The sequence below is a fragment of the Streptomyces pyxinae genome, assembly GCF_024756275.1.
In the GTDB taxonomy this organism is placed as follows: domain Bacteria; phylum Actinomycetota; class Actinomycetes; order Streptomycetales; family Streptomycetaceae; genus Streptomyces; species Streptomyces pyxinae.
This window is the reverse complement of sequence record NZ_JANUGQ010000024.1, coordinates 71,244-96,333: the sequence shown is the minus strand read 5'-3', so window position 1 is coordinate 96,333 and position 25,090 is coordinate 71,244. Positions and strand designations below refer to the sequence as shown.

At 73.6% G+C, this 25,090-nt stretch carries 19 protein-coding genes; 13 read left to right on the top strand and 6 right to left on the bottom strand.

Going from position 1 to position 25,090, the window contains the following annotated elements; all coding sequences use genetic code 11:
- Nucleotides 1-477: 477 nt before the first annotated feature.
- Nucleotides 478-1,329, top strand: a complete 852-nt coding sequence (locus NX801_RS23865) for an LLM class flavin-dependent oxidoreductase (RefSeq protein WP_258789953.1) — start codon at nt 478-480, stop codon at nt 1,327-1,329.
- Nucleotides 1,330-1,420: 91 nt separating this feature from the next.
- Here NX801_RS23865 and NX801_RS23860 read toward each other — a convergent pair whose 3' ends face one another.
- The gene (locus NX801_RS23860; RefSeq protein WP_258789933.1) at nt 1,421-2,500 is read right to left on the bottom strand and encodes a LacI family DNA-binding transcriptional regulator; all 1,080 of its coding nucleotides are present in this window, start codon (nt 2,498-2,500) and stop codon (nt 1,421-1,423) included.
- A gap of 107 nt (nt 2,501-2,607) precedes the next feature.
- Here NX801_RS23860 and NX801_RS23855 point away from each other — a divergent pair, with 107 nt between their 5' ends.
- The 5 genes from NX801_RS23855 to NX801_RS23835 all read left to right on the top strand — a co-directional run bounded on the left by NX801_RS23855 (nt 2,608) and on the right by NX801_RS23835 (nt 9,637).
- Nucleotides 2,608-3,765, top strand: a complete 1,158-nt coding sequence (locus NX801_RS23855; protein ID WP_258789932.1) for a Gfo/Idh/MocA family protein — start codon at nt 2,608-2,610, stop codon at nt 3,763-3,765.
- A complete protein-coding gene (locus NX801_RS23850; RefSeq protein ID WP_258789930.1) occupies nt 3,762-4,901 on the top strand; it encodes a dihydrodipicolinate synthase family protein in 1,140 nt (379 codons plus the stop codon). The genes NX801_RS23855 and NX801_RS23850 overlap by 4 nt, the downstream gene beginning before the upstream one ends.
- A 62-nt stretch (nt 4,902-4,963) precedes the next feature.
- Nucleotides 4,964-5,764, top strand: coding sequence for a sugar phosphate isomerase/epimerase family protein (locus tag NX801_RS23845; protein ID WP_258789952.1), 801 nt, complete (start codon nt 4,964-4,966; stop codon nt 5,762-5,764).
- 107 nt (nt 5,765-5,871) lie between these two features.
- Nucleotides 5,872-8,214, top strand: a complete 2,343-nt coding sequence (gene recD2 / locus NX801_RS23840; RefSeq protein ID WP_258789929.1) for an SF1B family DNA helicase RecD2 — start codon at nt 5,872-5,874, stop codon at nt 8,212-8,214.
- A 133-nt stretch (nt 8,215-8,347) separates the two neighbouring features.
- Nucleotides 8,348-9,637 (top strand): citrate synthase, encoded by a 1,290-nt coding sequence (locus NX801_RS23835; protein ID WP_258789928.1) that lies wholly within the window; start codon nt 8,348-8,350, stop codon nt 9,635-9,637.
- A gap of 826 nt (nt 9,638-10,463) precedes the next feature.
- Here the strand turns inward: NX801_RS23835 and NX801_RS23830 are convergent.
- The 3 genes from NX801_RS23830 to NX801_RS23820 form a co-directional block, all read right to left on the bottom strand.
- Nucleotides 10,464-12,707 carry a heavy metal translocating P-type ATPase gene (locus NX801_RS23830; protein ID WP_258789951.1) on the bottom strand — a complete coding sequence of 748 codons (2,244 nt, stop codon included), beginning with the start codon at nt 12,705-12,707 and terminating at the stop codon, nt 10,464-10,466.
- 265 nt (nt 12,708-12,972) lie between these two features.
- Entirely contained in the window at nt 12,973-13,287 is a 315-nt protein-coding gene (locus NX801_RS23825; protein ID WP_258789927.1) for a heavy-metal-associated domain-containing protein, read from the bottom strand.
- Between the two features lie 90 nt (nt 13,288-13,377).
- A complete protein-coding gene (locus NX801_RS23820) occupies nt 13,378-13,797 on the bottom strand; it encodes a MerR family transcriptional regulator (RefSeq protein ID WP_258789926.1) in 420 nt (139 codons plus the stop codon).
- 317 nt (nt 13,798-14,114) lie between these two features.
- On the opposite strand from NX801_RS23820, the gene NX801_RS23815 reads away from it, so the two are divergent.
- Entirely contained in the window at nt 14,115-15,188 is a 1,074-nt protein-coding gene (locus tag NX801_RS23815; protein WP_258789925.1) for an alkene reductase, read from the top strand.
- A gap of 147 nt (nt 15,189-15,335) precedes the next feature.
- On the opposite strand, the gene NX801_RS23810 is transcribed toward NX801_RS23815, so the two are convergent.
- On the bottom strand, nt 15,336-15,530 hold the full coding sequence (locus NX801_RS23810) for a helix-turn-helix transcriptional regulator (RefSeq protein ID WP_258789924.1): 195 nt from the start codon (nt 15,528-15,530) through the stop codon (nt 15,336-15,338).
- A gap of 434 nt (nt 15,531-15,964) precedes the next feature.
- Entirely contained in the window at nt 15,965-16,933 is a 969-nt protein-coding gene (locus tag NX801_RS23805) for a sugar phosphate isomerase/epimerase family protein (RefSeq protein WP_258789922.1), read from the bottom strand.
- Nucleotides 16,934-17,487: 554 nt separating this feature from the next.
- On the opposite strand from NX801_RS23805, the gene iolC reads away from it, so the two are divergent.
- The 6 genes from iolC to NX801_RS23775 all read left to right on the top strand — a co-directional run bounded on the left by iolC (nt 17,488) and on the right by NX801_RS23775 (nt 24,893).
- A complete protein-coding gene (gene iolC, locus NX801_RS23800) occupies nt 17,488-18,462 on the top strand; it encodes a 5-dehydro-2-deoxygluconokinase (protein ID WP_258789950.1) in 975 nt (324 codons plus the stop codon).
- Nucleotides 18,459-19,349: a Cgl0159 family (beta/alpha)8-fold protein gene (locus tag NX801_RS23795; RefSeq protein WP_258789921.1), complete on the top strand. Its 891-nt coding sequence runs from the start codon at nt 18,459-18,461 to the stop codon at nt 19,347-19,349. Before iolC ends, NX801_RS23795 begins: the two co-directional genes overlap by 4 nt.
- A 20-nt stretch (nt 19,350-19,369) precedes the next feature.
- Nucleotides 19,370-20,185 carry a 5-deoxy-glucuronate isomerase gene (iolB, locus tag NX801_RS23790; RefSeq protein ID WP_258789920.1) on the top strand — a complete coding sequence of 272 codons (816 nt, stop codon included), beginning with the start codon at nt 19,370-19,372 and terminating at the stop codon, nt 20,183-20,185.
- A gap of 358 nt (nt 20,186-20,543) precedes the next feature.
- The gene (gene iolD / locus NX801_RS23785) at nt 20,544-22,454 is read left to right on the top strand and encodes a 3D-(3,5/4)-trihydroxycyclohexane-1,2-dione acylhydrolase (decyclizing) (protein ID WP_258789949.1); all 1,911 of its coding nucleotides are present in this window, start codon (nt 20,544-20,546) and stop codon (nt 22,452-22,454) included.
- Between the two features lie 105 nt (nt 22,455-22,559).
- Nucleotides 22,560-24,062, top strand: a complete 1,503-nt coding sequence (locus tag NX801_RS23780; RefSeq protein ID WP_258789919.1) for a CoA-acylating methylmalonate-semialdehyde dehydrogenase — start codon at nt 22,560-22,562, stop codon at nt 24,060-24,062.
- 216 nt (nt 24,063-24,278) lie between these two features.
- Nucleotides 24,279-24,893, top strand: coding sequence for a DUF4291 domain-containing protein (locus NX801_RS23775; RefSeq protein WP_258789918.1), 615 nt, complete (start codon nt 24,279-24,281; stop codon nt 24,891-24,893).
- The last annotated feature ends 197 nt before the right edge of the window (nt 24,894-25,090 follow it).

Genomic DNA, 25,090 nt, shown 5'->3' with positions numbered 1-25,090 from the left:
TCTCGCTCTCCTTGACTGTGCCGGACCCCGCCGAATGTACCCACCCGGCACGGTTTCATGGCGGTACCCGACCCTCCGGTACACCGGAAGCCGCAGGTCCCCGGTGCGCCGGACCCGGCTCGCCGGCTCCGGGCGCCGGAAAGTCGCTGGCGGAGTCCGGCCCCGGCTACCTACCGTGGGCGCACTCCGATGCACCACGCTCCCCCGGGGGAAGACGCCGCGGTACGGGGAGCGGGCGCGTGCCCCCGGGCGCGGCCGACAGGAGGGGCGGCACGGTGCTCGCGCATGCCCGCGCGACCGCTCGCCTCATCCTGCGAAGGAGCTTTCTCCGTGAAGGAAACAGCGCAGCCGGCGGACTCGGCCCAGTCCCCGGATCCGGCACACTCCCCGGATCCGGCGCGGTCCGCCGATTCGGCACAGTCCCCGGATCCGGCGCGGTCGGCCGATCCGGCGCATTCGGTGACCGCGGTGAACGCGGTGAAGATCGGCCTCGGTCTGCCCATCGAGGATCCCGGGGTGCTGCTCGACTGGGCCCGGCGGGCCGAGGAGGGTCCGTTCACCACCCTCGGTCTGCTGGACCGGCTGGTCTACGACAACCCGGACCCGCTGACCACCCTCGCCCTGCTCGCCGGGGCCACCTCCCGCGTCCGCCTCCAGACCGAGGTGCTGCTCGCGCCGCTGTACAACACGGCGGTGCTGGCCAAGCAGACCGCCACGCTCGACCGGCTCTCCGACGGTCGTCTCACCCTCGGCATCGGTGTCGGGGGCCGGGCCGACGACTGTTCGGCCGCCGGCATCGACTTCCGCCACCGGGGCCGCCGGCTGGACGAGCAGATGGCCGCGCTCCGCCGGGTCTGGGCGGGTGAGCCCTACGGCGACGGCGCCGGTCCGATCGGCCCGGCGCCCGCCACGCCCGGCGGGCCCGAGGTGATCTTCGGCGGCTTCGCCCCGGCGGCGCTCGCCCGGGTCGCCCGCTGGGGCGACGGCTACCTGGGCGCCGGGCTGCCCCCGGAGCCGATGGCCGAGCTGTTCCGGGAGGTGGAGCGGGGCTGGCGGGCGGCGGAGCGGACCGGACGACCGCGCCTGGTGGCCCAGGCCAATGTCGCCCTGGGCCCCGAGCCGCTGCTCGCCGGGGCCCGGGAGAACCTGCTCGCCTACTACGACTTCTCGGGCCGGGCGGACCACATGGCCGGGGGCCTGATCACCACGAGTGCCCGGCTCCGGGAGACCGTCCGGCGGTTCACCGAGATCGGCGCCGACGAGGTGATGCTCTACTGCTGGGCCGCCGACCCGGACCAGGTGGACCGTATCGCCGCCGCCCTGGACTGACGTATCCCTCCCGGCGCCGGAGTCACCGGCTTACGGGCCCACGGGCTCCGCGACGACCGGGGGTACGGGCTCCGCCGGGTCGCCGTACGGGCTATGCCCCCGGCCGCCCGGTGGAGGCGCGTACCACCAGCTCCGCGCCCACCGGCGGGGCGGCGCCCGGGCCCGACTCCCCGGACTCCCCGGCCCCGGGGGCCGCCAGCGCCAACCGCCCGGCGAGGGCGCCCGCCTCGGCCAGCGGCAGCCGTACGGTGGTGAGCGCGGGCACCGCGTCCAGCGCGCACGGCAGGTCGTCGAACCCGGTGACCGACACGTCCTCGGGGACCCGCAGCCCCCGTTCCCGCAGCGCCACGCGGACACCCAGCGCCACGGTGTCATTGGCGGCGGCGATCGCGGTGAGCCCGGGCTCCCGGCGCAGCAGCTCGCACGCGGCGGCATGGCCGGCCCGGCGGTCGTACGCCCCGTACACGGTCAGCCGGTCCGCCTCCCCGTCCCGGCCCGCGTGCGCTCCGGCCGCCGCCAGCGCCGCCCGGTGCCCCTCCAGCCGGTGCCGGGTGGTCGTACGGCCCGGCGGCCCCGCCGCGTACCCGATCCGGCGGTGGCCGAGGCCCAGCAGATGTTCCGTCAGCCGCCGGGCGCCGCCCCGGTTGTCGAAGGCCACCACGGCCGCCCGGACACCCGGCAGCGGGGGCCGCCCGCACAGCACCACCCGGGTGCCCGCCTCGGTCAGCCGGGCCAGCTTCGCCGCCAGGGCGGCGGTGTGCTCCGGGTCCTCCAGCGCTCCGCCGGTCAGCACCACGGCCGCGGCCCGCTGGCGCTGGAGCAGGGTCAGATAGGTCAGCTCCCCCTCGGGGGAGCCGCCCGTGTTGCAGACCACGGCCAGTTTGCCGCCGCCCCGCCCGGGGGCGCCCGCCCCGATCGCGCCGCCCACGGCCCCGGCGACGATCCCGAAGAACGGATCCGCGATGTCGTTGACCAGGACGCCCACCAGGTCCGAGGTGGCGGCGGCGAGCGAGCTGGCCGGGCCGTTCACCACGTAGTCCAGCTCCCGTACGGCCCGCAGCACCCGCTCCCGGGTCGCGGCGGCCACCGGGTAGTTGCCGTTCAGCACCCGGGAGACGGTCGCGGCGGAGACCCGGGCGCGCGCGGCCACATCGGCCAGGGTGACGGTCATCGCTGCCTCCGGGGGACCTCGGTCGCGGCCCCCTTGTCCGGCCGCACCCGGCAGGCTAGCGTCTGCCCCCGTAGCAAGCGCTTTCCCCTCCCCCTGGAGGACTGCCCATGCCCGGCGGAACCAGGACCGTACGCATCGCCATGAACGGCGTCACCGGCCGGATGGGCTACCACCAGCACCTGGTGCGCTCCCTCCTCGCCATCCGCGAGCAGGGCGGCCTGGACCTCGGCGGCGGCGAGACCCTCTGGCCCGAACCGGTGCTGGTCGGCCGCCGGGAGGACGCGCTCCGGGAGATCGCCGGGCGTCACGGCCTCACCGAGTGGACCACCGACCTCGGTGCCGTCCTCGCCGACGAGCGCACCGACATCTACTTCGACTCCCAGCTCACCTCCGCCCGCGTGGACGCCCTCACCCGGGCCATCGCGGCCGGCAAGCACCTCTACACCGAGAAGCCCACCGCCACCGGCACCGCCGAGGCCCTGGAGCTCGCCCGGCTGGCCGAGTCGGCCGGGATCAAGCACGGCGTGGTCCAGGACAAGCTGTTCCTGCCGGGGCTGCGGAAGCTGAAGCGGCTGATCGACGGCGGCTTCTTCGGCCGGATCCTCTCCGTGCGCGGCGAGTTCGGCTACTGGGTCTTCGAGGGCGACTGGCAGCCGGCCCAGCGCCCGTCCTGGAACTACCGCGCCGAGGACGGCGGCGGGATCGCGAGCGACATGATCCCGCACTGGGACTATGTGCTCCACGAGTTGTTCGGCCGGGTCACCGCCGTGACCGCCCGGGTCGCCACCCACGTCCCGGAGCGCTGGGACGAGGCGGGCCGGCCCTATCCGGCGACCGCCGACGACTCGGCGTACTGCGTCTTCGAGCTGGAGGGCGGGATCGTCGCCCAGCTCAACTCGTCCTGGGCGGTGCGGGTCCACCGCGACGAACTGGTGGAGTTCCAGGTCGACGGCACCCATGGCTCGGCCGTCGCCGGACTGCGCCGCTGCCGGGTCCAGCACCGCTCGGCCACCCCCAGGCCGGTCTGGAACCCGGACCTGCCGGCCGGCCACGCCTTCCGCGACCAGTGGCAGGAGGTGCCCGACAACGCCGAGTTCGACAACGGCTTCAAGGCCCAGTGGGAGCTGTTCCTCCGCCATGTGGTGCTGGACGAGCCGTACCACTGGGACCTGCGGGCCGGGGCGCGCGGCGTGCGCCTGGCCGAACTGGCGCTCAAGTCCTCGGCCGAGGGCCGCCGTTTCGAGGTCCCGGAGCAACTCCCTTGACCGCGCCCGCGGAAGGAGACGCACGGTCCACCCCCCTCGCGTCCCACCGTACTTCCCGTACGGTCTACGCCGCCGCCCATGTCGTCGCCGACCCCCGCCGGAACCCCGGCCCCGGCGGTCCGGCGGCCCTGGACTGGGACGCCACCCTGGCCTTCCGCCGCCACCTCTGGTCCCTCGGTCTGGGCGTCGCGGAGGCGATGGACACCGCCCAGCGCGGCGCGGGCCTGGACTGGCCGGCCGCCGCCGAACTCATCACCCGCTCGGCCGCCGAGGCCCGCTCGGTCGGTGGGCCCCGGGCGGCCGGCGCGGCCCTGGTCTGCGGCGCCGGTACCGACCAACTGCCGCCCGGGGAACACTCCCTGGCCGCGATCCGGAGCGCGTACGAGGAACAGCTCGCCGTGGTCGAGGGGTGCGGCGCCCGGGCGGTGCTGCTGGCCTCCCGGGCCCTCGCCGCCACCGCCCGCGCCCCGGACGACTACGCCGAGGTGTACGGCCATCTGCTCCGCCAGGCCCGCGAACCCGTGATCCTGCACTGGCTCGGCCCCATGTTCGATCCCGCCCTGGCCGGCTACTGGGGCGCCGGCGATCCGGACACCGCCGCCGACACCCTCCTGCGGATCATCGCCGCCCGTCCCGGCGCGGTGGACGGCGTCAAGGTCTCCCTGCTCGACACCGGACGGGAGATCGCGCTGCGCCGCCGGCTGCCCGCCGGGGTGCGCTGCTACACCGGTGACGACTTCCACTACCCCGAGCTGCTCGCCGGTGACCAACTCGGCTTCAGCCACGCCCTGCTGGGCGTCTTCGACCCGCTCGCCCCGATCGCGGCGGCGGCCGTACGGACCCTGGACACCGGGGACGTGCCCGGCTTCCGGGCCCTGCTCGATCCCACCGTGGAGCTGGCCCGGCATCTCTTCGAGGCGCCCACCCGCCATTACAAGACCGGTGTGGTGCTGCTCGCCTGGCTCGCCGGCCACCAGGACCACTTCACCATGGCCGGCGGTCTCCACTCCGCCCGCCCGCTCCCGCACCTGGTCCGCGCCCACCGCCTCGCCGCCGGTCTCGGCCTCTTCCCCGACCCCGAGCTGGCCGCACACCGGATGCGGGCCCTGCTCACCGTGTACGGGGCCACTCCGTGACCGCTCACCGCGCACGGGGCCGCCCCCTTCCCACCGCCGTTCCCCGGCTCAGCGTCAACCAGATGACCGTCCGCCAACTGCCGCTCCCCGACCTCGTCCGGCACTGCCGCCGCCTCGGCGTCTCCGGCGTCGGCCTCTGGCGCGAGCCGGTCCGGAAGTACGGCACCGAGGCCGCCGCCCGCCTGGTGCGGGACGCCGGGCTCACCGTCACCAGTCTCTGCCGGGGCGGCTTCTTCGCGGCGTCCCGGGACCCGGCCCCGGTCCTCGCCGACAACCGGGCGGCCGTGGACGAGGCGGCGGCGCTCGGCACCGACACCCTGGTCCTGGTCTCCGGCGGCCTGCCGCCCGGCTCCAAGGACCTCGCCGCCGCCCGCGCCCGGATCTCCGACGGCCTCGCCGCCCTGGTCCCGTACGCCGCCGACCGGGGGGTACGCCTCGCCGTCGAGCCGCTCCACCCGATGTACGCCGCCGACCGCTGCGCCGTCTCCACCCTGGACCAGGCCCTCGCCCTGGCCGCTCCGCACCCGGCCGGCCGGGTCGGCGTGGTGGTCGACACCTACCACGTCTGGTGGGACGACCGGGCCCCCGCCGCCGCCGTCCGGGCCGCCGCCTCCGGCCGCCTGCACGCCTTCCAGCTGGCCGACTGGACCACCCCGCTCCCGGCCGGCGTCCTCACCGGGCGCGGCCAGCTGGGCGACGGCGTCATCGACCTGCGCGGCTGGCACACCCTGGTCGACGCGGCCGGCTACACCGGCCCGGTCGAGGTCGAGCTCTTCAACGACACCCTCTGGTCCCGCGACGGCGCCGACGTCCTCACCGAGACCGTCACCCGCTACCTCACCCACGCCGCCCCGCGCCCCTGAACCGGGGGGCCGGCGCCGACCGGATCCATCGGGCGGACATCGGGGGACCCGGGCCGGTTTTCCACAGGGGTGACGCGGTGTCCGAGGGGGCGGGTAGCTTCGGGGGCATGTCCAACCCTGCGGTGGTCGAAGGGGTCCTGGAGCGGATCACCTACGCCAATGAGGAGAACGGTTACACCGTCGCGCGGGTCGACACCGGGCGGGGCGGCGGGGAGCTGCTGACGGTGGTCGGCTCGCTGCTCGGCGCGCAGCCGGGCGAGTCGCTGCGGATGGAGGGCCGGTGGGGCTCGCATCCGCAGTTCGGGCGCCAGTTCCACGTCGACAACTACACGACCGTGCTGCCCGCGACCATCCAGGGCATCCGCCGCTATCTGGGCTCGGGGCTCATCAAGGGCATCGGGCCCCGGATCGCGGACCGGATCGTGGAGCACTTCGGTCTGGAGACGCTCGACATCATCGAGACGGCGCCGAAGCGGCTGGTGGAGGTCCCGGGGCTGGGGCCGAAGCGCACGAAGCTGATCGGGGCCGCCTGGGAGGAGCAGAAGGCGATCAAGGAGGTGATGGTCTTCCTCCAGGGGGTGGGCGTCTCCACCTCGATCGCGGTGCGGATCTACAAGAAGTACGGCGACGCCTCGATCTCCGTCGTGCGGAACCAGCCCTACCGGCTGGCCGCCGATGTGTGGGGCATCGGCTTCCTCACCGCCGACCGGATCGCCCAGGCGGTCGGCATACCGCACGACAGCCCGGAGCGGGTCAAGGCGGGATTGCAGTACGCGCTCTCCCAGTCGACCGACCAGGGCCACTGCTTCCTGCCGGAGGAGCGGCTGATCGCGGACGCGGTGAAGCTGCTCCAGGTGGACACCGGCCTGGTCATCGAGTGCCTCGGTGAGCTGGCCGGGCCCGAGGAGGAAGGGGTGGTGCGGGAGCGGGTGCCGGGCCCGGACGGGCAGCCGGTCACCGGGATCTACCTGGTGCCGTTCCACCGGGCCGAGCTCTCGCTGGCCGGGCGGCTGCGGAAGCTGCTGCGGGCGGAGGAGGACCGGCTGCCCGCCTTCCGGGACGTGGCCTGGGACAAGGCGCTGAGCTGGCTCGCCGGGCGGACCGGGGCGGAGCTGGCGCCCGAGCAGGAGCAGGCCGTCCGGCTCGCCCTCACCGAGAAGGTCGCCGTGCTCACCGGCGGCCCCGGCTGCGGCAAGTCGTTCACCGTCCGGTCGATCGTGGAGCTGGCCCGGGCCAAGCGGGCCAAGGTGGTGCTGGCCGCGCCCACCGGCCGGGCGGCCAAGCGGCTGGCCGAGCTGACCGGGGCCGAGGCGTCCACCGTCCACCGGCTCCTGGAGCTGAAGCCCGGCGGGGACGCGGCGTACGACCAGGACCGCCCGCTCGACGCGGACCTGGTGGTGGTGGACGAGGCGTCCATGCTGGATCTGCTGCTCGCCAACAAGCTGGTCAAGGCGGTCGCGCCCGGCACCCATCTGCTGCTGGTCGGGGACGTGGACCAGCTGCCCAGCGTCGGCGCGGGCGAGGTGCTGGGCGATCTGCTGGCCCCCGGCGGCCCGGTCCCGTCGGTGCGGCTGACCCGGATCTTCCGCCAGGCCCAGCAGTCCGGCGTGGTGACCAACGCCCACCGGGTGAACAAGGGTGAGCAGCCGGTGACCCACGGCCTCACGGACTTCTTCCTCTTCGTGGCCGACGAGGCCGAGGAGGCCGGCCGCCTCGCGGTGGACGTGGCGGCGCGCCGGGTGCCCGCCAAGTTCGGCCTGGACCCCCGCCGGGACGTCCAGGTGCTGGCGCCGATGCACCGGGGCCCGGCGGGCGCGGGCCATCTCAACGGTCTGCTCCAGCAGGCCATCACCCCCGCCCGGCCGGACCTCCCGGAGAAGCGGTTCGGCGGCCGGGTCTTCCGCGTCGGGGACAAGGTCACCCAGATCCGCAACAATTACGAGAAGGGCGCGAACGGGGTCTTCAACGGCACGGTCGGCGTCGTCATCTCGCTCGACCCGGACGAGCAGCGGCTCACCGTACGCACCGACGAGGACGAGGAGGTGCCGTACGACTTCGACGAGCTGGACGAGCTGGCGCACGCCTACGCCGTCACGATCCACCGGTCCCAGGGCAGCGAGTACCCGGCCGTGGTGATCCCGGTCACCACCAGCGCCTGGAACATGCTCCAGCGGAATCTGCTCTACACCGCCATCACCCGGGCCAGGAAGCTGGTGGTCCTGGTCGGCTCCCGCCGGGCGATCGCCCAGGCGGTGCGGACCGTCTCGGCGGGCCGCAGGCACACCGGGTTGGCTTACCGGCTCTCCGGAGGGGTACTGGCGGGAGTCGACCGGTTCTCCGGCGGACCGGCCGGGACCGAGGGTACGGACGGTGCCGGTGAGGAGGACCGGTGGGAAACATCACCGGGGGCACCGAGGACTTTCCTCACCGGGGCAAAGGGGGCAGGATGAGCAGGTTGACGGCACTGAGTGCCGCCAATTGGCCGAATGGCCGACCCCGAGTGCACTCTGCTGAGCCAAATGGGGGATGGTAGAGACAGTCAGGGCACCTCGAAGAAGAGGCACTACGTCGGTGAGGGATGACGTGAGCGACAACTCTGTAGTACTGCGGTACGCGGACGGTGAATACACCTACCCGGTGGTCGACAGCACCGTGGGGGACAAGGGCTTCGACATCGGGAAGCTCCGCGCCCAGACCGGTCTGGTGACACTGGACAGCGGTTACGGCAACACCGCCGCCTACAAATCCGCGGTCACCTACCTCGACGGCGAGCAGGGCATCCTTCGCTACCGCGGTTACCCCATCGAGCAGCTGGCCGAGCGCTCCACCTTCCTGGAGGTGGCGTACCTGCTGATCAACGGTGAGCTCCCGAAGGTGGACGAGCTGTCCGCCTTCAAGACCGAGATCACCCAGCACACGCTGCTGCACGAGGACGTCAAGCGGTTCTTCGACGGCTTCCCGCGCGACGCCCACCCGATGGCCATGCTGTCCTCCGTCGTCAGCGCGCTGTCCACGTTCTACCAGGACAGCCACAACCCGTTCGACGAGAAGCAGCGCCACCTCTCCACGATCCGGCTGCTCGCCAAGCTGCCGACCATCGCGGCGTACGCGTACAAGAAGTCGATCGGCCACCCGTTCGTCTACCCGCGCAACGACCTCTCGTACGTCGAGAACTTCCTGCGCATGACCTTCTCGGTGCCGGCCCAGGAGTACGATCTCGACCCGGTCGTGGTCTCCGCGCTCGACAAGCTGCTGATCCTGCACGCGGATCACGAGCAGAACTGTTCGACCTCCACCGTGCGCCTGGTCGGCTCCTCGCAGGCGAACATGTTCGCCTCGATCTCTGCCGGCATCTCCGCCCTGTGGGGCCCCCTGCACGGTGGCGCCAACCAGTCGGTGCTGGAGATGCTGGAGGGCATCCAGGCCAGCGGCGGCGACGTGGACTCCTTCATCCGCAAGGTGAAGAACAAGGAGGACGGCGTCCGCCTGATGGGCTTCGGGCACCGCGTCTACAAGAACTTCGACCCCCGGGCGAAGATCATCAAGGCGGCGGCGCACGATGTCCTCTCGGCGCTCGGCAAGTCCGACGAGCTGCTGGACATCGCGCTCAAGCTGGAGGAGCACGCGCTGGCGGACGACTACTTCGTCTCGCGCAACCTCTACCCGAACGTCGACTTCTACACCGGCCTGATCTACCGGGCCATGGGCTTCCCGACCGAGATGTTCACGGTCCTGTTCGCCCTCGGCCGGCTGCCGGGCTGGATCGCCCAGTGGCACGAGATGATCAAGGAGCCGGGCTCCCGCATCGGCCGCCCGCGCCAGATCTACACCGGCGAGGTCCTCCGCGACTTCGTCCCCGTCGAGGGCCGCTGACCCGCGCCCCGGCCACCGGTCACCCGCCCGTCCCGTTCCCGGTTGCTCACCGGGCGCTCCCCGCGCCCGGCCGAGAGCGCCGTGCCGCCGGGAACCCACCCCCGGGCGCGTGACCCCCGGCCACCCCGGTGACCCGCCAGTGGGCGCCCACAGACGTGGGCGCCCACTGGCGCGCCGGGGGCCGGTGAACCTGCGGAGTGCGCCTCCGCGCCACCGCTGACGGTGCCCACCCGACCCCTGGCGGTGCACACCCGACCCCATGGCGGTGCACACCCGACCCCATGGGGGGGTCCCCACGACGAACCAGATCGGCGAGTGAGCCGAAGGGGGCGCGCGGGCGGCGAAAGGGAGAGCGCGCGGAGTCCCCGAGGAACGAGGGGGCGAGCACGGTCGACCGTCGCCGCACGCTCAAAGCGCCCCGGTGGGGGTCCCCCCGGACGGAGTCTGGGGGAGAACCGAGCCCCCCGAAGAAACACAGAAGCACCCCGCCGGACGATCCCCCCACGGGTCGGACGGCGGGGTGCTTCTTTTGTTCCCCGGAGCGGATTCCCCCCACGGGATCCGGATTCCGGGCGTCTGCCGGGGTACGGCAGAAGCTCCCGCGATCTGCCGGGGTACGTACGAACGGGAGGGCCGCTCAAAGCTCCCCGGTGTACGTGCCCCGGCCCACGCTTGCCTGGGACGTCCCCCAAGACATCCCATGAACGTCCCCCAAGACGTTCTCGGCATCGCCCATTTAGACTCGCGGGCGGTCCAAATGGTTACCCCCCAGCATCTGTGATCTAGATCTCTTTGTGAAGGTCTTGTGAGTCACGTGAAGGTGAAATCACGTGAACGAACGCAGTCGGAGACTGTTCGTGACCACGAAGACCGAAGAGAAGGCCATCGTGAGGCCGGCGATCATGGGGTTCAGCAGTCCGGCGGCCGCCAGGGGTAGGGCGGCCACGTTGTAGCCGAAGGCCCAGAACAGATTGCCCTTGATGGTTCCGAGGGTACGCCTTGCCAGCCGGATCGCGTCGGCGGCCACCCGGAGGTCGCCCCGGACCAGGGTGAGGTCGCCCGCCTCGATGGCGGCGTCCGTACCGGTGCCCATGGCCAGGCCCAGATCCGCCTGGGCCAGCGCCGCGGCGTCGTTCACGCCGTCCCCGACCATGGCGACGCTGCGGCCCTCGGCCTGGAGGCGCTTGACCACGTCCACCTTGTCCTCGGGCAGGACCTCGGCGTACACCTCGTCGATGCCGACCTCGGCCGCGACCGACTCGGCCACCGCCGTGGCGTCACCGGTCAGCAGGACCGGCGTCAGGCCCAGGGCGCGCAACCGCCGGATCGCCTCCGGACTGGTCTCCTTCACGGCGTCGGCCACCGTGAGGGTCCCGCGCGCCCGGCCGTCCCAGGCCACGTGCACGGTGGTGCCGGGCGTGTCGGGGCCCGGGGCTCCGGCGGAGGCGGCCGGGACGTCGATCCCGGCGGCGGTGAGCAGGGCGGGGCGGCCGACCAGGACATCATGGCCGTCGACCGTGCCGCGTACGCCGAGGCCGGGGACGTTCTCGAAGTGTCCAGGTGCGGGGAGCCCGCCCGCCCGCTCGGCGGCACCCGCCGCGATCGCGCGGGCCACCGGGTGCTCGGAGGCGTGCTCCAGGGCGCCCGCGAGGCGCAGCAGCTCGCGCTCGTCGGTGCCCTCGGCGGCGTACACCCGCCGGAGGGTCATCCGGCCGGTGGTGACCGTGCCGGTCTTGTCGAGCACCACGGTGTCGACCCGGCGGGTGGACTCCAGCACCTCGGGGCCCTTGATCAGGATGCCGAGCTGGGCGCCGCGCCCGGTGCCGACCATGAGGGCGGTCGGCGTGGCGAGCCCCAGCGCACAGGGGCAGGCGATGATCAGCACGGCGACGGCGGCGGTGAACGAGGCGGCGGCGTCACCGGTCACCAGCAGCCAGGTGACCAGGGTGGCGAGGGAGATCACCAGCACCACCGGGACGAAGACGGCCGACACCCGGTCGGCGAGCCGCTGGACCTGGGCCTTACCGCTTTGGGCGTCCTCCACCAGCCGGGCCATCCGGGCCAGCTGGGTGTCGGAGCCGACCCGGGTGGCCTCGACCACCAGCCGGCCCGAGGTGTTGAGGGTGGCCCCGGTGACGGGGTCTCCGGCGGAGACGTCCACCGGCACGGACTCCCCGGTGAGCAGCGAGACGTCCACCGCCGACGAGCCCTCGGTCACCGTGCCGTCGGTGGCGATCTTCTCGCCGGGCCGCACCACGAACCGGGTGCCGACCCGCAGCTGGGAGACCGGTACGCGGATCTCCTCGCCGTCCCGGAGCACGGCGACGTCCTTGGCGCCCAGCCGCATCAGCGCCCGCAGCGCGGCTCCCGCGCTGCGCTTGGCGCGGGCCTCCAGATAGCGGCCGAGCAGGATGAAGGTGACGACACCCGCCGCGACCTCCAGATAGATGGCGGAGGAGGCGTCGGTGCGGGAGGCGGTGAGATCGAAGCCGTGGCGCATGCCGGGCATCCCCGCGTGGCCCAGGAACAGGGCCCAGAGCGACCAGCCGAAGGCGGCAAGAGTGCCGACGGAGACCAGGGTGTCCATGGTCGCCGCGCCGTGCCGGGCGTTGGTCCAGGCGGCGCGGTGGAAGGGCAGCCCGCCCCAGATCACGACGGGCGCGGCGAGGGTGAGCGAGAGCCACTGCCAGTTGTCGAACTGGAGGGCCGGCACCATCGCCAGCAGCACCACCGGGGCGGCCAGGACGGCGGAGACCACCAGCCGCTGCCGGGCGGCGGCCAGTCCCTCGCGCTGCTCCCGGTCCTCCGGGTCCTCACCGGCCGCCCCGGCGCCCGTCCCGGACTCCGCCCCGGCGCCCGGTACCGGCTCCGGTATGGCGGGCGGGGCCGGGGGCGGCGGCTTCTCGGCGGTGTAGCCGGTCTTCACCACCGTCTCGATCAGCGCGGCGACGGATACCCCCCGGGGGTGAGTGACCCGGGCCTTCTCGGTCGCGTAGTTGACGGTGGCGGCGACGCCGTCCATCCGGTTGAGCTTCTTCTCGATCCGCGCCGCGCAGGAGGCGCAGGTCATGCCACCGATGATCAGCTCGGTGGTCCCGCTGTCGGTCCCGGTCCCGGTCTGGGTCCCGGCCTCGGTCTCGCTCCCGGTCGCGTCGGGTGTGTCCGCCGGTCCGGTCGTATCGGTGGCGCCGGCCGTGGTGATCGTGTCGGTGTGGTGGGGGTCGGTGTGGGTGGTCATCTGCGGTCCGCTTCCACTGGGTTCCGCTGGGTTCCGGTGGGACGAGCCGGCCGGCCGGGCGCCGGGGGAGTGGCGCCCGGCCGGGCGCGGCTCCAGGTCAGTCCTGGGCCCGGCCGACGAGCTCGTAACCGGCCTCGTCCACGGCGGCGCGCACGGCCGCCTCCTCCAGCGGGCCCTCCGAGACGACGGTGACCCGGCCGGTGGCGGCGACCGCCTGCACGGAGGTCACGCCGGCCAGTTCGGTGAGCTCGGCCGAGACCGCGCCCTCGCAGTGCCCGCAGGACATGCCCGTGACCTCGTAGACCGTGGTGACCGCGCCGTCGGTCGCGCCCGCGCCGTCGTGGCAGGAGCCGCTGGGCGAACAGCAGGAGCCGGTGGCCTGGGGCAGCTCGGTCTTCGCGTGGGCGGTCATGGCGGTTCTCCTCGCGCTATACGTCTGTGTGGTGGTGCGCCGGAGAGGCAGGGGGCTGCCGTGACGCCGGCACATCACCAGACTATACCCCTAGGGGGTATCAATTCCAGCAGGGGACCCGGCGGAGCAGGCGACCACGCGGCCGCCCGCGCGCGCCTGGTCCCGATGTGCCCGGACGCCCGCCATCAGGGCGTCGAGCGAGTCCCGGGTGCGGAGCAGCTCGGCGATGTGCCGGTCGAGCCGGTCGCGCTCCAGGGCCATCCGGTCCAGCGCCGCTTCGGTGCTCTCCGCGCTGGGCGAGTCGACGCAGGGCAGCAGTTCGGCGACGGTGCGGCTGGAGAGGCCGGCGGCGTACATGCGCTGGATGAAGGCCACCCGCTCGATGTCGGCCTCGGCGTAGCGGCGCTGGCCGCCCGGGCTGCGGATGCTGCCGAGCAGCCCCTGTTCCTCGTAGTAGCGGAGCGAGCGCACGCTGACTCCGGTCCGTGCCGCGAGATCTCCGATGCGCATGGGTCCCGAGTTCCTCTCGTTCCGTTCGGTTCTGTTCGGCTCCAGCCCGGTCCACTCCGGTTCAGGCCGGTCCGCTCCGGTCTGCTCGGTTCTGCTTCGGCCCGGTCCGCTTCGGCCCGGTCCGGCCCGTGCCGCTCCGCTCCGGGCGTGCTCCGGGTGGGCGCCGGCGCGCTCCGGTCCGGCCCGGTGCGGACGGCCGGCACTTCGATCCGGCGAAATGTGATCCACGTCACATCACCTTGCCTCTGACGTCCATGTCAGGTTTTAGCGTAGCGCTGCGCCCGACGGACGAGCGCGAAGCCTTGAAGGAGCTACCGGTGACGACCCTCTTCGAGCAGTACCGGCTCGGCGAACTGCTGCTGCCCAACCGGGTGGTGATGGCCCCGATGAGCCGGGTCCGCGCCGCCGCGGGCGGACTCGCGACACCGTCCATGGCCACCTATTACGCCCAGCGGGCGACCGCCGGGCTCATCGTGAGCGAGGGGGTGCAGCCCAGCCTGATCGGCCAGGCCAACCCGGGCACGCCCGGTCTGTACGACGACGCCCAGGTCGCCTCCTGGCGCCCGGTCACCGCCGCCGTCCACGCCAACGGGGGACGGGTCTTCGCCCAGATCATGCACGGCGGCCGGGTCGGACACCCCGACACCACCGGCATGCTGCCGGTCGGGCCGTCGGCCGTCGCCGCCACCGGCGAGGTGTTCACCCCCACGAGCCCCCAGCCGGCACCGGTGCCGCGCGCCCTGGAGACCGCCGAGGTGCCCGAGCACGCCCGGTCGTACGCCGAGGCGGCCCGCCGGGCGGTCGAGGCCGGGTTCGACGGGGTGGAGCTGCACGGCGCCAACGGCTATCTCATCTCGCAGTTCCTCTCCTCCGCCGCCAACCTGCGCACCGACCGCTACGGCGGCTCGGTGGCCAACCGGATCCGGTTCGCCGTGGAGGCGACGGCCGCCACCGTGGACGCGATCGGCGCGGCCAGGACCGGGATCCGGCTCTCGCCGGGCGGGACGTTCTGGGGGGCCGAGGAGTCCGACGTGCCCGAGCTGTACGCCGCGCTGCTCGACGAGCTGGCCGGCCTCGGGCTGGCGTACGTCCACCTGGAGGCCACCAGCCCGGACGAGGTGCTGACCGGACTGCGCCGCGCCTGGCCCGGCACGCTGATCATGAACCCGGTGCTGCCCCTGGGACCGAAGCAGACCGATCGCGCCGCCGCCGACCGCTGGCTCGGACTGGGTGCCGATCTGATCAGTTTCGGTCGCGCCTTCATCGCCAATCCGGACCTGGTCGAACGGCTCCGTACCGGGGTGCCGATCGCGCCCGTCGACGAGGCCACCTACTTCCAGGGCGGGGACGCCGGGTATCTGACCTACCCGGCGTACGTCCACACCGCCTGAGACGACCGCCCCGGGGACGACCGGGGCCCGGAGGCGGGCCGGCCCCGTACCGCAGAGGTACGGGGCCGGGGGTCCTGCGTGAGGGATCGAGGGAATCACGCGATCGGGAGGATCACGGGGTTCGGGGAACCGCGGGGTCCGAGGGCATCAGCTTCGGCGCCGGTTGCCCGGCCGGTTGGCGACCCAGGTGCGGATGGTGTCCGCGTACCAGTAGGGCTTGCCGCTCTCGACGTGGTCCGGCGGCGGGAGCAGGCCGTGCTTGCGGTACGACCTGACCGTGTCCGGCTGCACCCGGATGTGGGCGGCGATCTCCTTGTAGGACCAGAGCCTTCTGTCCGTCATGTGGCACCTCCGTGCGAGCGCCGCGACGGCGGCCCGAGAGGGCCGTAGGGGGAGCCGCGGCGTGAACGCTGTTGATCACTGACCCTGTGCCCACTGGGCGACGCTGAGTGACCGACAGGCGGTGGCTGTTGAGCGCCTGTGACCGAAAGCCCGCGTAATGGAGACATGTGTGACAGCCATGAGACTCCTGTTACCGAAGTGACACGCAAATCCCCTCAAGCGGCGCGGAGTTGACGCCCGGTCGCTCCGGCCGGGCGACCGGTCCGGGCGCTGAAACGTTGCACCCGAACAGGTTGCCGCCCCCTCCCGTCCCGCTTGCCCCCGGTGACGGAACGTTACTCCTGACGCCCGGTCTCGGTCTGGTATCGACCCGCCGGAAGGGGCGTTCCCGGCCGGGGTGCCACCGGGCATCCGGCGGTCCGGGTCCGGGCGGTTCAGGCGCCGCAGGAGCGCAGAAAGCGGCGGGTGCGCTCGGCGATGGGGAACGGCTTGTCCGGCGGACAGGGATACATGTCCTGCTCCACGATGGCGAAGAGGTCCACGTCCAGCTTCCCGGCGGCCGCGAGCACCGGTTCCAGGGCCGGTACCCCGGACGGCGGCTCGCACATCACTCCCCGCGCCACCGCCGGCCCGAAGGGGGTGCCCGCCGCGACGACCCCGGCGAGGACCTCGGGGTCCACCTGCTTCAGGTGGAGGTAGCCGATCCGCTCGCCGTAGGTCTCGATCAGCCTGACGCTGTCGCCGCCGCAGTAGGCGTAGTGCCCGGTGTCCAGACAGAGCGCCACCAGGTCGGGGTCGGTGGCGTCGAGGAAGCGGGTGACGTTCTCCTCGGTGTCGATATGGGTGTCGGCGTGCGGATGCACCACGATCCGCAGCCCGAACCGCTCGCGCACCTCCCGGCCCAGCCGCTCGGTCAGGGAGGTGAGTGCCCGCCACTGCTCCGGGGTGAGGGTACGGTCCTCCAGCACCGCGCCGGTCTTGTCGTCCCGCCAGAACGCCGGGATGACCACGAGGTGTTCGGCGCCCATCGCCCGGGCGAGCGCGGCGTTGTCGGCGACCTGGGCCCAGGTGCGCTCCCACACGGCGGCGCCGTGGTGCAGCCCGGTGAAGACGGTGCCGGCCGACACCCGGAGCCCGCGCCGGGCGGTCTCCTCGGTCAGGACGGCCGGATCGGTGGGCAGATAGCCGTACGGACCCAGCTCGATCCACTCGTATCCGGCCCGTGCCACCTCGTCCAGAAAGCGCTGCCAGGGGACTTGCCGAGGGTCCTCCGGGAACCACACACCCCAGGAGTCGGGGGCGGAGCCGACCCGGATCCGGGACAGCGGCGAGCCGGGCGGCGACGGACGGAGCGGTGACGAGGGCGACAACGGCGAAGGCGGCGAAGGCGGCGGCTGCGTCATGCGGCCCAGCTTGGGCGGGACCCGCGAAGAGCGTCAAGGGTTCGTCCGTATGTCCGGACAAAACATTGACAGCCTCCTCGGGGGAGGACTAGACCTGGACCGGTACCTGAGGTGCGGGCGGGCAACCGAAGCGGCAGCCGGATGGGAGCGGACGCGTGGAGACCGACACCATGGCGCGGAGCGGCGGCACGCCCGGGGCCGGCCGGACCGATCGGTCCGGGCGGGCCGAACAGCCGGAGCGGCCGGAGCGATCCGAACGGAGCGACCGGCCCGAACAGTCCGAGCAGTCCGAACGGACCGGCCGGCCTGAACGGACCGGCCACACCGGCCAGCGTGCACACACCGACCACACCGACCACACCGGCCAATTCGAACAGTCCGAGCGGACCGAGCAGACCGGCCGGGCCGGGCGGCCTGAACAGTCCGACCACGGTGCGCAGTCCGGCCACACCGACCCCGCCGACCACTCCCAACGGACCGGGGCGGCCGGTCGGGTGGAGCCGACCGGCCGGACGGATCCGCCCGGATCGGCCGACCCGTACGACCTGATCGCCATGGGGCGCCTCGGGGTGGACCTCTATCCGCTCCGTACGGGTGTGCCGCTGGAACGGGTCGAGACCTTCGGCAGGTTCCTCGGCGGTTCGGCCGCCAATGTGGCGGTCGCCGCCGCCCGGCTCGGCCGGCGGGTGGCGCTGGTCAGCCGTACCGGGGGCGATCCCTTCGGCGCGTACCTCCACCGGGAACTGCGCCGGTTCGGGGTGGACGACCGCTGGGTGACGCCGGTGGAGGCGTACCCGACCCCGCTCACCTTCTGTGAGATCTTCCCGCCCGACGACTTCCCGCTGTACTTCTACCGCCGCCCCGGCGCCCCCGATCTGGAGATCCACCCGCACGAACTGGACCTGGACGCCATCGGCGCCGCCCGGGTCTTCTGGATGACCGGCACCGGGCTCTCCGCCGAGCCCAGCCGTACGGCCACCCTCACCGCGCTGGCCCACCGCGCCCGGCGGGGGCTCACCGTCTTCGACCTCGACTGGCGCTCCATGCTCTGGCCCGGCGCCACCGGCGCGGCCCCCGGCGAGGCACGGCCGCACTACCGCGAGGCGCTCCGGTACGCCACGGTCGCCGTCGGCAACCTGGCGGAGTGCGAGATCGCCACCGGGGAGCGGGAGCCGTACGCCGCCGCCCGCGCCCTGCTCGCGGCGGGTGTCCGGGTGGCGGTGGTGAAGCGGGGCCCCGAGGGGGTGCTCGCGCTCGGCGCGGACGGCACGAGTGCCGATGTGCCGCCGGTGGAGGTGGAGGTGGTCAACGGGCTGGGCGCCGGAGACGCCTTCGGCGGGGCCCTCTGCCACGGGCTGCTGGCCGGCTGGGGGCTGGAGCGGACCGTCCGGTACGCCAATGCCGCCGGCGCGGTGGTGGCCGGCCGGCTCGCCTGCTCCTCCGCCATGCCGACCCCGGCGGAGGTCGAACGGGCCCTGGCGGACCACGAGGCCGGCGAGCGGCCGTCCCCGCAGGGCGCCCGGCGGTGACCGCCGTCGACCTGGCCCGGCTGGTGGCGGTGCGCACCCGTCACCCGGAGGCCGTCGCGGAGGCGGCGGCCCGGCGGCGCAGGCGCCCGCTGGTGGGTGCCTCCGGCCGGCTGATGATCGTCGCGGCCGACCACCCGGCCCGGGGCGCCCTCGGGGTCGGCGGCCGGCCCTACGCCATGGCCAACCGCCTCGATCTGCTGGAACGGCTCTGCCTGGCGCTCTCCCGGCCCGGCGTCGACGGGGTGCTGGCCACCGCCGACATCCTGGAGGACCTGCTGCTCCTCGGCGCCCTGGAGGAGAAGGTGGTGATGGGCTCCATGAACCGGGGCGGGCTCGCCGGCGCGGCCTTCGAGCTGGACGACCGGTTCACCGGCCACCGCCCCGAGGACCTGGCCCGGATGGGCTTCGACGCGGGCAAACTGCTGCTGCGCATCGACTACGACGATCCCGGTTCGCTGGCCACCCTGCACACCGCCGCCCGGACCGTCGACGCCATGGCCGGGCACCGGCTCCCGGTCTTCGTGGAACCGTTCCTGACGGTGCGCGGGCCGGACGGAGAGCCGCGCAACGACCTGTCCGCCGGGGCGGTGACCCGCTCGCTGGCCATAGCCTCGGGGCTCGGCGGGACCTCCGCGTACACCTGGCTGAAGGTGCCGGTCACGGAGAACCCCGACGACATGGCCCGGGTGATGGCGACGTCCACCCTGCCGGCCGTACTGCTCGGCGGCGATGTCGGGGCGGACCAGGACCGGGCGTACGAGAAGTGGCGCGGGGCGCTCCGGTTGCCGACCGTCCAGGGGCTGGTGGCGGGCCGCTCGCTGCTCTATCCGGCGGACGGCGATGTGACGGGCGCGGTCGACACCGCCGTGAGCCTGCTCCGACCGTGAGAGGAGAAGGGGAAAGCCGCATGGAGGAAAGGCAGTTGTACGTGCCGGGGGGTGCGGCGGCCGAGGGGCCGTACGCTCTGCGGATCGACCCCGGGCGGGCCGGCTGGGACCACTCGGCGCTGCGGGTGCTCGAACTCGCCGCCGGGGGTGGGCAGGAGCTGGACACCGGGGACAGTGAATGGATCGTGCTTCCCCTCAACGGCGGTTGTACCGTACAGGTGCATGGCGTGTCCTTCGAACTCCGGGGCAGAGAGAACGTGTTCGGGGGTGTCACCGACTTCGCCTATCTGCCCCGGGACGCCCATGCCCGGATCTCCTCCGGCGCGGGAGGCCGCTTCGCCCTGGCAGGAGCGAGGTGCGAGCGACGACTCCCCGCTCGCTACGGTCCCGCGCCGGAGGTCCCGGTGGAGGAGCGCGGCAGCGGCGTCTGTGCCCGGCGGGTCCACAACTTCGCCGCCGCCGGTGCCTTCGCCTGTGACCGGCTGATCGCCGTCGAGGTGCTGACCCCGGGCGGCAACTGGTCCTCCTATCCGCCGCACAAGCACGATGAGCAGGTGCCGGGCGAGGAGACCCGGCTGGAGGAGATCTACTACTTCGAGATCGACGGCGGGGGTCTCGGCTACCAGCGGATCTCGCCGTCCCGGCCGGGCGGTGCCGACCTGCTCGCCGAGGTCCGGAGCGGGGACGCCGTCCTCGTCCCCGACGGCTGGCACGGCCCGTCGATCGCCCAGCCCGGCCACCCCATGTACTACCTCAACGTCATGGCCGGCCCGGGGGAGGAGCGCGAGTGGCGGATCCGCTTCCACCCCGACCACCGGGCGGAGGGCTACCGATGAGCACGGAGCCACCCGGACCCCCGGCAGCCCCGTCGGCCCACGAGACCACGGCCCCCCGGCGACGACGGCGGCCCAGGAGGCCCACCGGAGCCCGGCCATGACGAAGACCCACGGAGGCCCGGCCACGACGGCGGCCCACGGAGGCACAGCCGGGGCGGCGGCCCACGACGGCGGCCCACGAGGGCACAGCCGGGACAGAGGCACAGCCGGGGCGGGGCACACCGATCACCGAGAGGGCGCCGATGCCGGAGGAGCCACCGATACCGGAGAAGGCACCAAGCCGGAGAAGCCCCCCATGCCACCGACGCCGGAGGAGCCACCCATGACGGACAAGGCCCCCATGACCGAAGGGACACCCATGAGCGGCACCCCCGGCGCGGCCACCGGGCGCACCACCCGCACCCGGCGGCTCACCACCGCGCAGGCGCTGGTCGCCTTTCTCGCCCGCCAGTACACCGAGCGGGACGGCGCCCGCCACCGGCTCATCGCCGCCACCTGGGGCATCTTCGGCCACGGCAATGTCGCCGGGATCGGCCAGGCGCTGCTGGAGAGCGGCCCGGAGATGCCGTACCTCCAGGGGCGCAACGAACAGGCGATGGTGCACGCCGCCGTCGGCCACGCCCGGCAGACCGGCCGGCTCTCCGCGCACGCGGTCACCACCTCCATCGGCCCGGGTGCCACCAATCTGGTCACCGGGGCGGCGCTCGCCACCGTCAACCGGCTGCCGGTCCTGCTGCTGCCCGGCGACACCTTCGCCACCCGGCCGGCCGACCCGGTGCTCCAGCAGCTGGAAGTGCCGTACGCCGGGGACGTGTCGGTCAATGACACCCTGCGGCCGGTCTCCCGCTACTTCGACCGGATCACCCGCCCCGAGGCGCTGATCCCGGCCGCCCTCGCCGCCATGCGGGTACTGGCCGACCCGGCTGACACCGGGGCGGTGACGCTGGCCCTGCCGCAGGACGTGCAGGCGGAGGCGTACGACTGGCCCGAGGAGTTCTTCGCCGAGCGGCTCTGGCACGTCCGCCGCCCCGCCCCGGATCCCCGGGAGACGGCCGAGGCGGTACGGCTGGTACGGGCCGCCCGCCGGCCGCTGCTGGTGGCCGGCGGCGGGGTGCGGCACAGTGGAGCCGGAGTGGCCCTGCGCGCCTTCGCGGAGGCCACCGGCATCCCGGTCGCCGCCACCCAGGCGGGCAAGGGCGCGCTGCCGTACGACCATCCGGCCGACCTCGGCGGCATCGGCCACACCGGGACCGCCGCCGCCAACCACCTCGCCCGCACCGCCGATCTGGTCATCGGTGTCGGCACCCGGTACACCGACTTCACCACCGCCTCCGGCACCCTCTTCGCGGACCCCGCCGTCCGCTTCCTCAACGTCAACATCACTGGCTTCGACGCCCACAAGCTCGCCGCCCACCCGCTGGTGGCCGACGCCCGCACCGCCCTGGAGACGCTGACCGGGGAGCTGCGCGGCCACCGGGTGCCGGCCGGCTACCCGGAGGAGTACACCGGGCTCAAGGCCGACTGGGAGGCCCGGGTGACCGCCGCGTACACGGCCGCCGACGAGACCGCCCGGCCCACCCAGCCCCAGGTGCTCGGCCTGCTCGACACCCTGGTCACCGGGGACGACATCCTGATCAACGCGGCCGGTTCGCTCCCCGGCGATCTGCACCGGCTGTGGCGCACCCGCTCCGGGGACCAGTACCACGTCGAGTACGGCTACTCCTGCATGGGCTACGAGATCCCCGCCGCCGTCGGGGTGGCGATCGCCGCTCCCGGACGCCCGGTCTGGGCGCTCGTGGGGGACGGCACCTATCTGATGAACCCCACCGAACTGGTCACCGCCGTCCAGGAGAACCTGCCGGTCAAGCTGGTGATCCTGCAGAACCACGGATACGCCTCCATCGGCGGGCTCTCCGAGACGGTCGGCGGGGAGCGGTACGGCACCGCCTACCGCCACCGGGCCGCCGACTCCACCTTCACCGGGGATCCGCTTCCGGTCGACCTGGCCGCCAACGCCGCCTCCCTCGGCATGCGGGTGCTGCGCGCCCATACCATCCGTGACCTGCGGGAAGCCCTCGCCGAAGCACGCGCCTCCACCGTGCCCACATGTGTCTACACCGAGACCGCAACGGCAGACACAGTGTCGGGCGCGCCGGGTGCCCAGGCATGGTGGGATGTGCCGGTGGCCGAGACCGCGACCCGCCCCCCGGCGGTCCGGGCCCGGCAGGAGTACGACCGCCGGGTGGCGGCCCGCCGCCGCCATCTGTGAGGCACCGCACCGGGACGGTCGCCCGCGCGGCGCCCGGTGCGTGAACACATCAGCAGACCACCTGCGCGACCGCAGGCCGCGAAGGACGCGAAGGAGCTGTCCGCCATGACGAAGACCGTCCACCACTGGATCGGTGGCAAGACCGTCGAGGGCACGTCGGGCGAGTGGGGCCCGGTCACCGACCCGGCGACCGGCGTCGTCACGACCCGGGTGGCCCTCGCCTCCGCCGAGGAGGTGGACGGCGCGGTCGCCACCGCCAGGGCCGCGTACGCCACCTGGGGGACCTCCTCGCTGGCCCGGCGCACCGCCGTGCTCTTCCGCTACCGCGCCCTGCTGGACGCCCGGCGCGACGAGATCGCCGCGCTGATCACGGCCGAGCACGGTAAGGTCCACTCGGACGCGCTCGGCGAGGTCGCGCGCGGCCTGGAGATCGTGGAGCTGGCCTGCGGGATCACCACCCAGCTGAAGGGCGAGCTGTCCACCCAGGTCGCCAGCCGGGTGGACGTGGCCGCCATCCGCCAGCCGCTCGGCGTGGTCGCCGGGATCACCCCGTTCAACTTCCCGGCCATGGTGCCGATGTGGATGTTCCCGCTCGCCATCGCCTGCGGCAACACCTTCGTCCTCAAGCCCAGCGAGAAGGACCCGTCCGCCGCCAACCTGCTGGCCGCGCTGGCCGCCGAGGCGGGGCTGCCGGACGGCGTGCTGAACGTGGTGCACGGCGACAAGGTGGCGGTGGACGCGCTGCTCGCCCACCCGGACGTGGCCGCCGTCTCGTTCGTCGGCTCCACCCCGATCGCCCGGTACATCCACGCCACCGCCTCCGCCAACGGCAAGCGGGTGCAGGCGCTGGGCGGCGCCAAGAACCACATGCTGGTCCTCCCGGACGCCGACCTGGACGCCGCCGCCGACGCGGCCGTGTCGGCGGCGTACGGCTCCGCCGGCGAGCGCTGCATGGCGATCTCGGCGGTGGTCGCGGTCGGATCCACCGGCGACGAGCTGGTGGCGAGGATCCGCGAGCGGGCCGAGAAGATCGTCATCGGTCCCGGCGACGACCCGGCCTCCGAGATGGGCCCGCTGATCACCGCCGCCCACCGGGACAAGGTCGCCTCCTATGTCACGGGTGCCGCCGCCCAGGGCGCCGAGGTGGTGCTCGACGGCACCGGCCACACGGTCGAGGGGTACGAGAACGGCCACTGGATCGGTCTCTCGCTGCTGGACAGGGTCTCCCCCGAGGCGGACGCCTACCGGGACGAGATCTTCGGCCCGGTGCTCTGCGTGCTGCGGGCCGAGACCTACGAGGAGGGGCTCGCCCTCATCAACGCCTCGCCGTTCGGCAACGGCACCGCCGTCTTCACCCGGGACGGCGGCGCGGCCCGCCGCTTCCAGCTGGAGGTCCAGGCCGGGATGGTCGGCGTCAATGTGCCGATCCCGGTGCCGGTGGGCTACCACTCCTTCGGCGGCTGGAAGGACTCGCTCTTCGGGGACCACCACATCTACGGCAACGACGGGGTGCACTTCTACACCCGGGGCAAGGTCGTCACCACCCGCTGGCCCGACCCCGCCGAGGCCCCGGCCGGCGTGGACCTCGGCTTCCCTCGCCACGACTGACGACCGCCGTCGGCGGTCAGTGTCGAGCCGGTCGGGCGTGGTGGTGTCTTCCCGTGCCACGGCCGGCCGCTGCCGTCGGTGGTCAGTGTCGAGCCGGTCGGGTGCGGTGGTTTCTTTCCGTGCCACGGCCGGCCGCTGCCGTCGGCGGTGGGCCGCTGACCGCGGCCGCCGGTAATTCGGTGGCCGCCCGGGCGGTGCCGCGGCGAGGCTGGGCCCATGCACCACGAGCCCGCCGCCGAGCCGCGGTACCGCGTCCGCGCGGCCCATACCGAGCACACCGTCACCGTCTACCAGGCGTACTCCCCGTCGATCGGCGGACCGGCCGCCCGCACCGGCCGCTTCCCCGCCGCCTGGAAACGCGACCGGATGACCTGGGTGAAGCCGTCCTTCCTGTGGATGATGTACCGCTGCGGCTGGGCCACCAAGCCGGACCAGGAGACGGTGCTGGCCGTCGAGATCCGGCGGGACGGCTTCGAGTGGGCGCTGCGCCACGCCTGCCTCTCGCACCATGTGCCCGCGCTCCACGGCGACCAGGCCGCGTGGAAGCAGCGGCTGCGGGAGGCGCCCGCCCGGGTGCAGTGGGACCCCGAACGGAGCCTGCGGCTGGGCCCGTTGCCCCACCGATCGCTCCAGCTCGGGCTGGCGGGCGAGGCGGCCGGGCGGTACGCGGACGAGTGGACCGTCGCCATCCGGGACGTGACCCCGCTGGCCCGCGAGATCCATGAGCACGTCCGCGCCGGCGACCTGGAGACCGCCGCCCGGCTGCTGCCCGAGGAGCCGCCGTACCCGGTCCCGGACGGGCTGCTGGACCATCTGACCGCCACCGGCTGAGGCCCCCAGGGGCCCGCGTCCGGCGGCGCTCCCGGTCCCGGGAACCGCCGGACCGGCGGGGCGAGCCCCTGGCGTCGCCCGCACCGGCGCGTACCGCGATCGCGGTACGCCGACGGCCGCGCGTACGCCTCCGGGATGCCTCCCGGCTCCGACCAGGGGCTGCCGGGCAGGGGAACCGGTCCGCTTAGGGTCGGAGC